This window comes from Rubellimicrobium thermophilum DSM 16684, assembly GCF_000442315.1.
GTDB classification, from domain to species: Bacteria; Pseudomonadota; Alphaproteobacteria; order Rhodobacterales; family Rhodobacteraceae; genus Rubellimicrobium; species Rubellimicrobium thermophilum.
Genome location: NZ_KE557320.1, coordinates 486992 through 499134, shown reverse-complemented (window position 1 = coordinate 499134; position 12143 = coordinate 486992). Strand labels below are relative to the sequence as shown.

The window sequence follows — 12143 nt, the reverse complement described above, 5'->3', positions numbered from 1 at the left end:
GGGCGGCGACGCGGCGGGGGCTGATGGGCGCCCTTGCGGCGCTTCTGGTCCTGGGCGGCTGTGCCGGCCGCGTGCCGGGGGTGATCGGCCAGGCCTGCCTGAACAGCGACCGGCCCGCCGCCACGCCCGCCCTCTGTTCCTGTGTGCAGCAGGTCGCCAATCAGACCCTGACCAGCGCCGAGCAGCGCCGCGCCGCCCAGTTCTTCCGCAATCCGCAGCGCGCGCAGGAGGTCCGTCAGTCGGACCGGCCCGGCGACGAGCGCTTCTGGCAGCGCTATCGCGCCTTTGCCGACCGGGCCGCGGCGATCTGCGGCTAGATCAGGGGACCAGCGCCGCCACCGCGCGGGGCAGATCCTCATAGCGGTCGAGCAAGCCTTCGGGGGCCAGCGCAACCATCCCTGCGGGATCGGCAAAGGTCACGAGCAGGCAGGGCACCCCGGCGGCGCGGGCCGTGTCGCGGTCCGTCCCGCTGTCCCCCACAAGGCAGGCCCGCCCCGTCTGCCCCCCCGCCCGGCGGATCGCCTCGTGCAGGGGGCGCGGATCGGGCTTGCGCACCGGCAGCGTGTCGGCGCCGACCAGGCTGTCGAAGAGATGCCGGCAGCCGAGCCTCTCCAGCAGGAGGGCGGAAAGCCGCTCGGGCTTGTTGGTGCAGATCCCCGTGCGCCAGCCGGCGGCGCGCAGATGCTCCACGGCCTCGGCCGCGCCGGGATAGAGGCGGGTGCTCTCGCAGATGGCCGCCTCATAGGCCTGCAGCAGGCGGGGATACTGGCGGTCGATCTCGCCGGCATCATGCCCCCCCACGCGCGAGAAGCCCGAGCGCCAGCATGGCCCGCCCCCGCGCAGCGCCACCGGCGCATCCGCCGGGCCGAGCAGATCGCCCAGCCCGAGATCGCGGAAGCAGGCATTGGCCGCCGCGAGCAGATCCCCCGCGGTATCGGCCAGCGTGCCGTCGAGATCGAAGATGACCGTTCGCATGGGGGCTCAGGCTGTAACGAAGCGAAAGGCGAAGTGAACCCCCCTGCCCTTGGCGGCGCAGGCGCGACCCCCTAGTGAGGAGGCGAGGCAACAGGCAGGAACGGACCATGGAGGGAACAGGCATCGCGGTGGTGATCCTTGCCGCCGGGGCGGGCACGCGGATGGAGTCCGACCGGCCCAAGGTGCTTCACGAGCTGGGTGGGGCCCCCTTGCTGCATCATGCCATGCGCACGGCGGCGGCGATCGGGCCCGAGCGTGTCGTCGTCGTCACCGGCGTGGGGGCCGAGGCTGTCGAGGCCGCGGCCCGTGCCTTCGACCCCGATGCGGTCTGCGTGCGCCAGGCCGAGCAGCTCGGCACCGCGCATGCCGTGCAGCAGGCCGCGGCCGCGCTGGCGGATCATGGGGGCGATGTCCTGGTTCTCTATGGCGATACGCCCTTCGTCCGGCCCGAAACGATCGAGGCGATGCAGCAGGCGCGTGCCCGCGCCGACATCGTGGTGCTGGGCTTCGAGACGGCCGATCCGCAGGCGCGCTATGGACGCCTCGTGACCGATGAGGGGGACGGGCTTCTCGGGATCGTCGAGTGGAAGGACGCCGATGCGGCCACGCGTGCCATCCGCCTGTGCAATTCCGGCGTCCTGCTGGCCGAGGGGGCCTTTCTCTTCGCCCTCCTGCGCGAGGTGGACCGGGCCAATGCCGCCGGGGAATACTATCTGACGGATGTCGTGGCCCTGGCGCGGGGGCGGGGGCTGCGCGCCACCGTCGTGCGCTGCGAGGAGGCCGAGACGCTGGGCGTGAACTCGCGCGCCGAACTGCGAGCCGCAGAGGCGGCGCTGCAGGCGCGGATGCGGGCGCAGGCCCTCGAGGACGGGGTGTCGATGCCCCTGCCCGAGACGGTCGTCTTTGCCTATGACACGGTTGTGGGGCGCGATGCGGTGATCGAATCCCATGTCGTCTTCGGACCCGGCGTGACGGTGGAATCCGGCGCCCGCATCCGCGCCTTCAGCCATCTGGAGGGGTGCCATGTCAGCCGCGGCGCGATCGTCGGCCCCTTTGCCCGGCTGCGGCCCGGCGCGGAACTGGCCGAGGCCGTGCATGTGGGCAATTTCGTGGAGGTGAAGGCCGCCGTCCTGCACGAGGGCGTCAAGGTCAACCATCTGAGCTATGTCGGCGATGCCGAGGTGGGCGAGCGGACCAATATCGGCGCCGGCACCATCACCTGCAATTACGACGGGGTGTCCAAGCACCGCACGGTGATCGGACGGGAGGCCTTCATCGGATCGGACACGATGCTGGTGGCGCCGGTCCGGCTGGGCGACGGGGCGGTGACCGCATCCGGCTCTGTCATCACCGAGGATGTGCCGGCCGGGGCCCTTGCGCTGGGCCGGGCGCGGCAGGTGGTCAAGCCGGGCCTCGGGGCGCGGCTGATGGAGCGGCTGCGGGCCGCGAAGGCCGCAAGGACGAAGGCGCCGCCCGGAACAGGAACGGGAACGGGAACGGGGACGGGAACGGGGACGGGAACGGGGACGGGGAACGACGACGGGAGAGGCGGGCTGATGTGCGGAATCGTGGGAATCCTCGGCCGGCACGAGGTGGCGCCGCTTCTGGTCGAAGCGCTGAGGCGGCTGGAATATCGCGGCTATGACAGTGCCGGCGTGGCCACGGTGCATGAGGGGCGGCTCGACCGGCGGCGCGCCGTGGGCAAGCTCGTCAACCTTTCCGATCTGCTGGTCCATGCCCCTCTGCCGGGGCGCAGCGGCATCGGCCATACGCGCTGGGCCACCCATGGCGGGCCGGTGGAGGCCAATGCCCACCCCCACCGGGCCGGGCGCGTCTGCGTCGTCCACAACGGCATCATCGAGAATTTCCGCGAGCTGCGCGCCTGGGCCGCCACGCAGGGCCTGGCCACCGAGAGCGAGACCGACAGCGAGATGGTCGCCGTGCTGTGCGACCATTTCCTCGCCCGGGGCGCCAGTCCGGCCGAGGCGGTGGACCGCACGCTCGAGCGGGTCACCGGGGCCTATGCCCTGGCCTTCCTGTTCGAGGGCGAGGAGGATCTGCTGATCGTGGCGCGCAAGGGCTCTCCGCTGGCCATCGGCCATGGGGAGGGAGAGATGTTCGTCGGATCGGATGCCCTGGCCCTGGCGCCGCTGACGGACCGCATCACCTATCTGGAGGACGGCGATCGCGCCGTCATCACCCGCGCCGGGGCCGAGATCCGCGACGCCGCAGGACGGCCGGTCAGCCGCCCGATCCGGCGCATCGCGCTGGATGCCGTGCAGGTGGACAAGGCCGGGCACCGGCATTTCATGGCCAAGGAGATCGCCGAGCAGCCGGGGCGGCTGCAGGACGTGCTGTCGCATTATCTCGGCGAGGGGGGGGTGCGGCTGCCGGAGGGCCTCGATTTCCGCGACTATGACCGGGTGACGATGGTCGCCTGCGGCACGGCCGCCTATGCCTGTCAGGTCGCGCGATACTGGTTCGAGCAGGTCGCGCGCCTGCCGGCGGAGGTCGATGTCGCCTCCGAGTTCCGCTATCGCGAGCGCCCCTGCCACCGCGGACGCTGGCGCTGTTCGTCAGCCAGTCGGGCGAGACGGCCGACACGCTGGCAGCGCTGCGCTACTGCCGGGGGCGGGCGGCGCGGACGGTGGCGGTGGTCAATGTGGCCGAATCCTCCATCGCCCGGGAGGCGGACATGGTGCTGCCGATCCTGGCAGGGCGGGAGATCGGCGTCGCCTCGACCAAGGCCTTTACCTGTCAGCTTGCGGTTCTGGGGCTTCTGGCGCTGCGGGCGGCCGCGGATCGCGGGACGATGCCCCCCGCCGCCCATGCGGAGGCGCTGGCGGCGCTGCAGATGCTGCCGGGCCTCGTCAACCGGGCGCTGGACATCTCGGGGCCGGCGGGGCGCATCGCCGCCCATCTGGCCGAGGCGCGCGACATCCTGTTCCTGGGGGCGCGGGCGAATGTATCCGCTGGCCCTCGAGGGGGCGCTGAAGCTCAAGGAGATCAGCTATATCCATGCCGAGGGCCATGCCTCGGGCGAGCTGAAGCACGGGCCGATCGCGCTGGTCGATCCTCTGGTGCCGGTGATCGTCCTGGCCCCGCGCGACGAGCTGTTCGAGAAATCCGTCTCCAACATGCAGGAGGTGATGGCGCGCGGGGGGCGGGTCCTTCTCGTGACCGACCGGGCCGGCGCGCAGGAGGCCGGCGAGGGCGTGTGGGAGACGCTGGTGATGCCGGAGATCGCCCCGCTCTGGGCGCCGATCCTCTATGCGGTGCCGGCACAGCTTCTGGCCTATCACACGGCGGTGGCCAAGGGCACCGATGTGGACCAGCCGCGCAATCTCGCCAAGAGCGTGACGGTGGAGTAGGAGCAGCCCTGCATCTGGCACAAGAGGGTCGCCGTGGCGCAGAAGGTGGTCTGCTACGTGATCGAAAGCCTGGACAACGGCCCGGCCTTTGCGGTGCGGCAGGACAATGACCAGCAGGTCTACATCCCCAAGGCGCAGGCCGAGGAGCTGAATCTCGTCGAGTTCGACGAGGTCGAGGCCATCATCGTCGCGAACACGATCCAGCCCGACAAGACGCCGTGGTTCGCGATCAAGACGCGGCGGCTGGCCGGCGCGACGTGACCCCGCAGGAGGCTCTGGCCGCGCTGGAGGCGCGGGGCGATGCGGCACGGGCCGCGGCGATGGCCGCCCGGCACCGGGCGCCGCGGCGCTATCTGGGCGTGGCGGGGCCGCAGATCGCAGAGCTGGCCGGTCTTTGGCGGGCGCAGACGGATCTGGCCGGGCGGATCGCCCTGGCCGCCGGCCTGTGGGACAGCAATGTGCACGAGGCCCGGATCGCGGCGGCCAGGCTGCTGACGCAGGCGCGCATCCGCCCCGATGACGAGGCGGTCTGGCGGCTGGTCGCCTCATGGGTGCCGCAGTTCGACGAGGCGGCCATCGCCGATCATGCCGCGCAGGCCGGATCGCGCCGCCTGGTCGCCGATCCGCGGCGGCTCGAGGCGGTGGAAGGATGGGTGGGATCGGCCCATCCCTGGACACGGCGGGCGGCGCTGACCTTCACCCTGCCCTGGACGAAGGGACGGCATCCCAAGCCCGCCGACATCGCAGCGCGCGAAAGGATCCTGGGCTGGTGCGCCAGGCTGGCCACCGACGCCGAGCCGGTTGTCCGCCGGGCAGTGGCGGAATGGCTGCGGATCCTGTCGCGGCATGATCCGGAGCGGGTGCGCGCCTGGCGGGCCGATCGCGGAGAGCCGCCGACGCCCCGCCCCCCGGCGGGGCGGCCCCGGTCCTGATCCGGCCGGCTGTTGATCCTAGCCGGTCGTCAGCAGGGCATGGGTGTTGAGCAGGTAGCGCGCGAAAACCGGCGCGGTCGCCGCACCCAGCGCGCGAGCATTGGCGCCCACGCGCCCTTCCTCGAGCCGGATGGGAGAGAGGCCGCGCCGGTCCAGCCCCTCGAGAGCCGCCCGGGCCGCGGCGACGAGGCGGCTGCGGATGGCAGGCGGAAAGGCCCCGTCGATCAGGACGGCTTCGAAATCGACCACCGCGCAGGCGGTGACGGCGGCCCGCGCGAGCTGGGCCCCGGTGGCGGCGATCCAGTCGTCGAGGGCGGGGGGAAAGCCCGTCCAGTCCTGCGGCTCGGCCCAGAGGCGGGCGGTGGGAAAGCCCTCGGCCGCCAGCGCCGATTCGAGCAGATGCAGCGAGGCCGTGTCGATGAGCTGGGCCTCGGCGCCGTCGGAACGCCGGGCCGGCAGCGAGCCGAAGGCGCCGGCATTGCCGAAGGCGCCTTCGTAGACCGAATGGTTGAGGACCACCCCCCCGCCGATGAAGGAGCCGACGAAGAGATAGGCGAAATCGCGGAATTCCCGCCCGCGCCCGAAGACATGTTCGGCCCTTGCGGCCGCGGTGCCGTCATTCTGGACGAAGACCGGCAGATCCGAGAAGCGCCCGATCGCCGCGGCAAGATCCAGCCCCTCCCATGCGGCGAGGGAATGCGGCGGCGCGCCCAGCACCTCGTGCCATTTCCAGAGCTCATAGGGCATGGCGATGCCGATTCCGGCGATGCGCGCCCGCAGGACCTCGTCGAAGGAGGCTGTAAGGCGCTCCATCCCGTCGCGCAGGAAACCGAGGAGGGCCTGCGGTTCCGGCCAGCGATAGGTGCTGCGCAGCGCCCCCCGCAGGGCGCCGGTGAGATCGGCCAGCACGAGATCGGCGCTGCGCCGTCCGAGCTTGAGCCCGAAGGCAAACACCCCGTCCGGGGCCAGGGCGACGGGAATCGCCGGCTTGCCCACGCGGCCGCGCTGCGGCTGTCCGCGTGTCACGAGACCGTCCGCCTCGAGGCTGCGCAGGATGACCGAGACGGTCTGGGGCGAGAGACCCGCGATGCGGGCCAGATCGCTGCCCGGCAGCGGCCCGTGCCGCTGCAGCGTGGACAGGATGAGCCGGGCATTGTGATCCCGCACGCCCTGCTGGGTCGCCCCCTGGCTGAGGCTGCGCACTGCGGCCCTGGTCATGATGTCCTCCCTGCCGGGATTAGGAAACCGGGATTTTTATAAGTCAAGATGATTTATTTATTGACGCCCCCGCGGAATGGGGCTGTAATCGGCGCGTCCCCGGAATCGGGGCGGCAGCGGCCCGGCAGGGCCGCGCAGCATGTGGGAGGATCATCATGAAGACGCTTCTTGCCGGGTCTGCCCTGGCGCTCATCGCCGTGGCCGGCGCGGCCAGCGCGCAGGACGGCATCTCGGCCTGCCTGATCACCAAGACCGAGACCAACCCCTTCTTCGTCAAGATGCGCGAGGGCGCCCAGGCCGCGGCCGATGCGGCGGGCATCACCCTCTACAACTATGCCGGCCAGATCGACGGCGACCATGAAAGCCAGGTGCAGGCCATCGAGACCTGCATCGCCAATGGCGTGGACGGGATCCTGCTGGTGCCGTCGGATTCCTCGGCCATCGTCTCTTCGGTCCAGCAGGCGCGGGATGCGGGGATCCTGGTGATCGCGCTCGACACGCCGCTCAACCCGATCGACGCGGCCCACAGCACCTTTGCCACCGACAATTTCGAGGCCGGGCGCCTGATCGGCCAGTATGCCGCGGCACGGCTGGGCGAGGAGGCGGCCAATGCGAAGATCGCCTTCCTCGACCTCAATGTGAGCCAGCCCACGGTGGATGTGCTGCGCGACCAGGGCTTCATGACCGGCTTCGGGATCGACGTGAAGGATCCCAATGTCATCGGCGATGAGGACGACCCGCGCATCGTCGGCCATGACGTGACCGACGGCAACGAGGAGGGCGGCCGCCGGGCGATGGAGAACCTGCTGGCCCGCGATCCCGACATCAATGTCGTCTACACGATCAACGAGCCCTCTGCCGCCGGCGCATACGAGGCGCTGCGGGCCGTCGGCCGCGAGGATGACGTGATGATCCTGTCGGTCGATGGCGGCTGCCCCGGCGTGCAGAACGTCGCCGATGGCGTGATCGCGGCCACCTCGCAGCAGTATCCGCTCGACATGGCCCGTCTGGGGATCGAGGCGATCGCCCGCTATGCCGCCGACGGCACCCTGCCCGAGAACACGCCCGGCAAGGACTTCTTCGACACCGGCGTTCGTCTGATCGCGGCCGAGCCCGTCGAGGGGGTGGAGTCGATCTCGGTCGAGGAGGGCCTCGAGCTCTGCTGGGGCTGAGCCGGCAGGCGAGGCTTGATCGGCGGGGTCCCCGGACCCCGGAGTGATCCTGCCGGGACGGGCCGCGCGGTCCGTCCCGGCGCATCCGGGCTTGCGCAGGGAGGAGGCCCATGAGCCAGACAGACAATTTCGAAGCCGTCGTGAAGGTGCGCCGGGACGAAGTCGGTGGCCGAGTTCCATGAGAAGCCGACGCTGCTGCGCCGCATGCAGCATGCGCTGCATGTCACGCCCTCGCTCGTGCCGCTGATCGTGCTGCTGGCGGCGATCGCGTTGTTCGCGCTGCTGGTGGGGGGGCGGTTCTTCTCTGCCGGATCGCAGTCGCTTGTCCTTCAGCAGGTGCAGATCGTCGGCATCGTCGCCGCTGCGCAGACGCTGGTCATCCTGACCGCAGGCATCGACCTGTCGGTGGGGGCGATCATGGTGCTGTCCTCGGTGGTGATGGGGCAGTTCACCTTCCGCTATGGCCTGCCGCCGGAACTGGCGGTGCTGTGCGGGCTGCTGGTGGGGCTGGGCTGCGGGCTGATCAACGGCCTGCTGGTGGCCTACATGAAGCTGCCGCCCTTCATCGTCACGCTGGGCACCTGGCAGGTGTTCCTGGCGACCAATTTCCTGTTCTCGCGCAATGAGACGATCCGCGCGCAGGACATCGAGGCCCAAGCCCCCATCCTGCAGTTCTTCGGGCAGAGCTTCCGGCTCGGCGGGGCGACCTTCACCTATGGCGTGGTGTTCATGCTGATCCTTGTGCTGGGTCTGGCCTATGCGCTGCGGCACACGGCCTGGGGGCGGCATGTCTATGCCGTGGGGGACGATCCCGATGCGGCCCAGCTTTCGGGCGTGAACACGAAGCGGGTGCTGATTTCCGTCTATACGCTGTCGGGGCTGATCTGCGCCTTTGCCGGCTGGGCGCTGATCGGACGGATCGGATCGGTCTCGCCGACCTCCGGGCAGGAGGCAAACATCCAGTCGATCACCGCCGTGGTGATCGGGGGCATCTCGCTCTTCGGCGGGCGGGGATCGATCCTCGGCGCACTGTTCGGGGCGCTGATCGTGGGCGTCGTCTCGCTCGGCCTGCGGATGATGGGGACGGATCCGCAATGGACCTACTTCTTCATCGGCGTGCTCATCATCGTGGCGGTCCTTGTGGACCAGTGGATCAGAAAGGTGGCGTCCTGATGCCTCTCGACATGCAGTCCCCTTCCTCGTCCCGCGAACCGATCCTGACCGCGCGCGGCCTGACCAAGCGCTATGGCAAGGTGGTCGCTCTCGACCGCTGCGACTTTGACCTCTATCCCGGCGAGATCCTCGCCGTGATCGGGGACAACGGCGCGGGCAAGTCGACGCTGATCAAGGCGATCTCTGGCGCGGTGATCCCCGACGAGGGAGAGATCCGGCTGGAGGGCCGGCCGGTCCATTTCCGCAACCCCACCGAGGCGCGCGAGGCCGGCATCGAGACGGTCTATCAGACGCTGGCCATGTCCCCTGCCCTGTCGATCGCCGACAACATGTTCATGGGGCGCGAGCTGCGCAAGCCGGGCCTCATGGGGCGCCTGTTCCGGCAGCTCGACCGGCCGCGCATGGAAGCCTTCGCCCGCGAAAAGCTGAGCGAGCTGGGCCTGATGACGATCCAGAACATCAACCAGGCGGTCGAGACCCTGTCGGGCGGCCAGCGGCAGGGCGTGGCCGTCGCCCGCGCGGCGGCCTTCGGATCCAAGGTCATCATCCTCGACGAACCGACGGCGGCGCTCGGGGTCAAGGAATCGCGCCGCGTTCTCGAGCTGATCCTGGACGTCAAGGCCCGCGGCATCCCGATCATCCTGATCTCGCACAACATGCCGCATGTCTTCGAGGTGGCCGACCGCATCCATGTCCATCGGCTCGGCCGGCGGCTCTGCGTCATCGATCCGAAGGCGCACACGATGTCGGACGCGGTGGCCTACATGACCGGGGCCAAGGTCCCGGAGGAGATGAAGGCCGCCTGAGGCCGGAGAGCGCGCCCGGCGATGGGACCGGCGATGGGCGATGGGCCCGGCGTGCAGGCGATGCGGCGGGCGATGCGCGTCCGGTCAGGACGCAGTGGCCGGTCGCGGGGGCCGGTCGCGGGGGCGGTCGCGGGGGCGGTCGCGGGGGCCGGTCGCGGGGGCCTTCGCGGCGGCGCGCGGAGACGGACGGGCGGAGACGGCAGGAAGACGGCCCTCTGCCCTGGCGCCGCCGGATGCGGTCCGTCTTGCCGTCCATCGGGCAACCCCTATGATCGCCTCATGAAAGCGCCAGACATGACAGCCAGCGCCGTCCCGCCGATCGATCGCTCCGACATCCGGCGTCTGATCGCCGGAACCCATGACGATCCCTTTGCGGTGCTGGGCCCGCATGAAAGGGGGGCGCGATCTGGGTTGTCGCCATCGACCCCGGCGCCGAGGAGATGGCCGCCGTGGTGGACGGGCAGGAACATCCCCTGCCCCGTCTCGAAGGGCCGCTCTTCGCCGGCACGATCCCGCCGGGCCGGCCCTACCGGCTGCGCGGGCGCGGCCATGGCGGCCAGTGGGAGCATGAGGACGCCTATCGTTTCGGCCCCGTCCTGACGGATTTCGACGAATATCTGCTGGGTGAGGGCACGCATCAGCGCCTGTGGGAGGCGCTGGGCGCGCATCGCCTTGTCCTCGACGGGGTGGAGGGCACGCATTTCGCCGTCTGGGCCCCGAATGCGCGGCGCGTCTCGGTGGTGGGCGACTTCAACGCCTGGGACGGCCGGCGGCATGTCATGCGGCGACGCGGCAGCACCGGCGTGTGGGAGATCTTCATCCCCCATGCCCTCGAAGGCGCCCTCTACAAGTACGAGATCATCGGCCCCCATGGGCAGCTTCTGCCGCTCAAGGCCGATCCGGTCGGCTTCGGCGCCCAGCATCCCCCCGAAACCGCCAGCGTCATCCGCGACATCCGGGGTTACGGCTGGACGGACGGCGACTGGATGGCCGAACGCGCCGCCCGCCAGCGGCGCGATGCCCCCATCGCCATCTACGAGGTCCATCTGGGATCCTGGAAGCGGCTCTGGGATCAGGGGGGGCGGCCGCTGTCCTACCGCGAGGCCGCGGAGGACCTGATCGCCTATGTCCGCGACATGGGCTTCACCCATCTGGAGTTCATGCCGCTTTCGGAATATCCCTTCGACGGCTCCTGGGGTTATCAGCCGGTCGGCCTCTATGCCCCCACGATCCGCTTCGGCACGCCGCACGAATTGCGCGATCTGATCAATGCCGCGCATCGGGCGGGGATGGGGGTTCTGCTCGACTGGGTGCCGGGGCATTTCCCCACCGATGCCCATGGCCTCGCCCGTTTCGACGGCACCGCCCTCTATGAGCACGAGGACCCGCGCGAGGGATTCCATCAGGACTGGAACACCCTGATCTACAACTATGGCCGGCGGGAGGTGGCGAATTTCCTGATCGCCAACGCGCTCTACTGGCTCGAGGAATACCATCTCGACGGGCTGCGCGTGGATGCCGTGGCCTCGATGCTCTACCGCGACTATTCCCGGCGGGAGGGGGAATGGATCCCCAACATCCATGGCGGGCGCGAGAACCTTGAGGCGATCGACTTCCTCCAGCGGATGAACACCCTGGCCTATGCCCGCCATCCCGGCATCATGACCGTCGCCGAGGAGAGCACCTCCTTTCCCGGCGTCTCGCGGCCGGTGGATGCAGGGGGCCTCGGCTTCGGCTACAAGTGGAACATGGGATGGATGAACGACACGCTGCGCTACATGCAGCACGATCCCGTCCATCGCAAATGGCATCACAACCTGATGACCTTCGGGTTGCACTATGCCTTCAGCGAGAATTTCATCCTGCCGATCAGCCATGACGAGGTCGTCCACGGCAAGGGCAGCATGATCGCCAAGATGCCCGGATCCTGGTGGGAGAAATGCGCCAATCTGCGCGCCTATTACGGATTCATGTGGGGCCATCCGGGCAAGAAGCTGCTGTTCATGGGCTGCGAGTTCGGCCAGCGCGCCGAATGGAACCATCGCGGCCAGATCGACTGGGACGCCCCCGCGCATGGGCCGGAACACCGCGGCATCCAGCGCCTGGTGCGCGATCTCAACACGCTCTACCGCGCCACCCCCGCCCTGCATGTCCGCGACTGCGAACCCGAAGGATTCCAGTGGATCGAGGGGGGGGATGCGGACAATTCCGTCTTCGTCTGGGCCCGCTTCGGCCTCGACCATGACGCGCCTTGCGTCGTAGCCTGCAACATGACGCCGGTGGAACGGCGGATGCGCGTCGGCCTGCCGCGGCCCGGCCGCTGGGCCGAGGTGCTGAACACCGATGCCGCGATCTATGGCGGAGGGAACCGGGGCAATCAGGGCGGCGTCATCGCAGAGGAGGTGTCGTGGATGGGGCAGCCCCGGTCGGCAGAGATGACCCTGCCCCCGCTGTCCACGCTGATCTTCCGGCACGAGGTCTGACAGGGGAGGAGCC

At 69.8% G+C, this 12143-nt stretch carries 8 protein-coding genes and 3 pseudogenes; 9 read left to right on the top strand and 2 right to left on the bottom strand.

What is annotated here, in order from left to right:
• The first annotated feature begins 20 nt into the window (after nt 1–20).
• Nucleotides 21–317, top strand: coding sequence for an arginine transporter (locus tag RUTHE_RS03425; protein ID WP_425413928.1), 297 nt, complete (start codon nt 21–23; stop codon nt 315–317).
• A 1-nt stretch (nt 318) separates the two neighbouring features.
• Here RUTHE_RS03425 and RUTHE_RS03420 read toward each other — a convergent pair whose 3' ends face one another.
• Nucleotides 319–975: an HAD-IA family hydrolase gene (locus RUTHE_RS03420; protein WP_021096875.1), complete on the bottom strand. Its 657-nt coding sequence runs from the start codon at nt 973–975 to the stop codon at nt 319–321.
• A gap of 107 nt (nt 976–1082) precedes the next feature.
• Here RUTHE_RS03420 and glmU point away from each other — a divergent pair.
• The 4 genes and pseudogenes from glmU to RUTHE_RS03405 all read left to right on the top strand — a co-directional run.
• Nucleotides 1083–2450, top strand: a pseudogene (gene glmU, locus RUTHE_RS03415) (bifunctional UDP-N-acetylglucosamine diphosphorylase/glucosamine-1-phosphate N-acetyltransferase GlmU); the annotation flags it as partial.
• Nucleotides 2451–2531: 81 nt separating this feature from the next.
• Nucleotides 2532–4346, top strand: a pseudogene (gene glmS / locus RUTHE_RS15890) (glutamine--fructose-6-phosphate transaminase (isomerizing)).
• 33 nt (nt 4347–4379) lie between these two features.
• Entirely contained in the window at nt 4380–4607 is a 228-nt protein-coding gene (locus RUTHE_RS03410; protein WP_021096873.1) for an AbrB/MazE/SpoVT family DNA-binding domain-containing protein, read from the top strand.
• Nucleotides 4604–5278, top strand: a complete 675-nt coding sequence (locus RUTHE_RS03405) for a DNA alkylation repair protein (RefSeq protein WP_021096872.1) — start codon at nt 4604–4606, stop codon at nt 5276–5278. Before RUTHE_RS03410 ends, RUTHE_RS03405 begins: the two co-directional genes overlap by 4 nt.
• 18 nt (nt 5279–5296) lie before the next feature.
• Here the strand turns inward: RUTHE_RS03405 and RUTHE_RS03400 are convergent, their stop codons facing one another.
• Nucleotides 5297–6496, bottom strand: a complete 1200-nt coding sequence (locus RUTHE_RS03400) for an ROK family transcriptional regulator (RefSeq protein ID WP_021096871.1) — start codon at nt 6494–6496, stop codon at nt 5297–5299.
• 155 nt (nt 6497–6651) lie between these two features.
• On the opposite strand from RUTHE_RS03400, the gene RUTHE_RS03395 reads away from it, so the two are divergent.
• The 4 genes and pseudogenes from RUTHE_RS03395 (at nt 6652) to glgB (ending at nt 12130) form a co-directional block, all read left to right on the top strand.
• Nucleotides 6652–7668: a sugar ABC transporter substrate-binding protein gene (locus tag RUTHE_RS03395; protein ID WP_021096870.1), complete on the top strand. Its 1017-nt coding sequence runs from the start codon at nt 6652–6654 to the stop codon at nt 7666–7668.
• Between the two features lie 204 nt (nt 7669–7872).
• Nucleotides 7873–8841 (top strand): ABC transporter permease, encoded by a 969-nt coding sequence (locus RUTHE_RS03390; protein ID WP_084465028.1) that lies wholly within the window; start codon nt 7873–7875, stop codon nt 8839–8841.
• Nucleotides 8841–9647 carry an ATP-binding cassette domain-containing protein gene (locus RUTHE_RS03385; protein ID WP_021096868.1) on the top strand — a complete coding sequence of 269 codons (807 nt, stop codon included), beginning with the start codon at nt 8841–8843 and terminating at the stop codon, nt 9645–9647. The genes RUTHE_RS03390 and RUTHE_RS03385 overlap by 1 nt, the downstream gene beginning before the upstream one ends.
• A gap of 294 nt (nt 9648–9941) precedes the next feature.
• A pseudogene (glgB, locus tag RUTHE_RS03380) lies at nt 9942–12130 on the top strand (1,4-alpha-glucan branching protein GlgB).
• The last annotated feature ends 13 nt before the right edge of the window (nt 12131–12143 follow it).